The 1,147-nt window shown below is 64.0% G+C and carries 1 protein-coding gene; it reads left to right on the forward strand.

All coding sequences use genetic code 11. From position 1 onward, the window contains the following. Positions 1-1,147, forward strand: a 1,147-nt coding sequence (eno, locus tag ABZX10_RS22745; RefSeq protein ID WP_355545570.1) for a phosphopyruvate hydratase, incomplete at both ends; no start/stop codon positions are given.

Consider the following 1,147-nt stretch of genomic DNA (forward strand, 5'->3'; position numbering starts at 1 on the left):
TGGCCGACGGTAGCTTCGCTCGTGCGGCGGTGCCGTCGGGTGCGTCCACGGGTGAGCATGAGGCTGTGGAGCTGCGTGATGGGGGTGATCGTTACCTGGGTAAGGGCGTGACGAAGGCGGTCGAGGGTGTGCTGGAGGTGATTGCGCCGGAGGTGATCGGTATTCCTGCTGATGAGCAGCGGATCATCGATCAGACGCTGCTGGACTTGGATGGCACGCCGGATAAGAGCCGGCTCGGCGCGAATGCGTTGCTCGGTGTGTCGTTGGCGGCGGCGAAGGCGGCGGCGGAGTCGGCTGCGCTGCCGTTGTTCCGGTACTTGGGTGGCCCGAACGCGCATATTCTGCCGGTGCCGATGATGAACATCCTCAACGGTGGCGCGCACGCGGACAGTGGTGTGGATGTGCAGGAGTTCATGGTCGCGCCGATCGGCGCGGAGACTTTCAAGGAGTCGCTGCGCTGGGGCGCTGAGGTCTACCACTCTTTGAAGTCGGTGCTCAAGAGCAAGGGCCTGAACACGGGTTTGGGTGATGAGGGCGGCTTCGCCCCGTCGGTGGCCGGCACCCGTGAGGCGCTGGAGCTGATTTCCGAGGCGATCGGCAGGACCGGCCTGAAGCTGGGGTCTGATGTGGCGTTGGCGCTGGATGTCGCGGCGACGGAGTTCTACAGCCCCGAGGGGTACAGGTTCGAGGGCAAGGTGCTTTCCGCGGCGGAGATGGGCGAGTTCTACCGCGGGCTGGTCGGGGAGTTCCCGTTGGTTTCGATCGAGGATCCGCTGTCGGAGGACGACTGGGAGGGTTGGGTCGATCTGACCGACGCGATCGGTGACAAGGTGCAGCTGGTGGGTGATGATCTGTTCGTGACCAATCCGGAGCGTCTTGAGGACGGTATCGCTCGTGGTGCGGCGAACGCGCTGTTGGTGAAGGTCAACCAGATCGGTACGTTGACGGAGACTTTGGATGCGGTGGCGTTGGCGCACAACAACGGTTACAAGTCGATGATGAGCCACCGTTCGGGTGAGACGGAGGACACGACGATCGCGGATCTGGCGGTCGCGGTGGGCTCGGGTCAGATCAAGACGGGTGCTCCGGCTCGTAGTGAGCGGGTCGCGAAGTACAACCAGCTGTTGCGGATCGAGGAGGAGCTGGG

Source organism: Tsukamurella sp. NPDC003166, from assembly GCF_040611135.1.
Classification (GTDB): Bacteria; Actinomycetota; Actinomycetes; order Mycobacteriales; family Mycobacteriaceae; genus Tsukamurella.